The organism is Verrucosispora sp. SN26_14.1 (assembly GCF_004307965.1).
GTDB lineage: Bacteria > Actinomycetota > Actinomycetes > Mycobacteriales > Micromonosporaceae > Micromonospora.
Window position 1 is genome coordinate 1 of record NZ_SISL01000833.1, and the last position, 1033, is coordinate 1033.

The following is a 1033-nucleotide window of genomic DNA, read 5'->3' on the forward strand; positions in this document are numbered from 1 at the left end:
ACAGACAGCCGCCAGGCCGGCGAGCCCAGCGCGCGGGAGGTCGTCGCCGCGTTCCGGGCCGCCGGGCTGAAGGCCGGCAAGTCCAAGGACCGCTCGGTGGACTGCGGGCCGGACGGGCTCGGCCTGGGCTGCTCGGAGATCGTGGTCACCGACGGCGTGGCCGTCTACGTCTTCCCCGACGAGGTCAGTGCCACCGACATGGCCGACGTGTGGGCCGGCGCCTCGTTCCGCTCCGGCACCGTCGTGCTCAACTACCTGGAGGCCAAGACGCCCCGCGCCGACCGCCCCGCCTACGAGAAGGCGCTGACCGCGCTCGACTGAGCCAGGCGCTCAGGCGCGTAGCCGCAGGCCGCGCGGGGTGGTGCGGAAACCGGCGGCGGTGAGGGCGTCCCGCAGCGGCGACGAGCGGACGGCCTCACCGTCGGCGCGTTCCACCGACATCGGGCCGAGCGCTCCGGAGTGGACCGCATCGGCCAGCGCCTTGCCGGCAGCGGTCAGCGCGTCGGAGTCGTCGGTGAAGCTGAGGATCGTCCGGCCGCCGCGCTCGACGTAGAGCACCAGATCGCCGGCGACCACCACGACCAGGGCACCGGCCTTGCGCCCGGCCCGGTGCCCGGTGGGCGCGGGGGTCGCCGCGTCACCGGAGTCGACCACCCGCTCCGGCCAGGGCAGTGCCGCGCCGTACGGGTTGGCCGGGTCGGTCGCGGCCAGGACCACCGCCGGAGCACCCCGAGTCGCCCGACTGTCGTCGAGCGGCTCGGCCAGGGCCCGGATCCGGTCCACCGCGCCGGGTACCGCGAACTGTGCCGCGCCCAGACCGTCGACGAAGTATCCACGCCGGGCCGCCCCGCGCTCCTCCATCGCCGCCAGCACCGGATACACCGCGGCGAACCCGCCCGGCACCTGCTCGGCGACGACCGCGCCCCGGGTCACCACGCCGTGCCGCTCCAGCAGCACGTCGGCCAGTGCGGCGGCCCGGCGGGTCGGATCGGTGTCCCGCTCCGGCAGCCGGGACCAGCGGCCCGCCACCGTC

The 1033-nt window shown here is 76.2% G+C and carries 1 protein-coding gene and 1 pseudogene; one reads left to right on the forward strand and one right to left on the reverse strand.

Features of this window, described 5'->3' with window-relative positions:
* A partial coding sequence (locus tag EYA84_RS32875) for a hypothetical protein (RefSeq protein WP_161595090.1) occupies nucleotides 1-321 on the forward strand: 321 nt, incomplete at its 5' end.
* Between the two features lie 9 nt (nucleotides 322-330).
* Here the strand turns inward: EYA84_RS32875 and EYA84_RS32280 are convergent.
* Nucleotides 331-1033 (reverse strand): annotated as a pseudogene (locus EYA84_RS32280) (DEAD/DEAH box helicase); the annotation flags it as partial.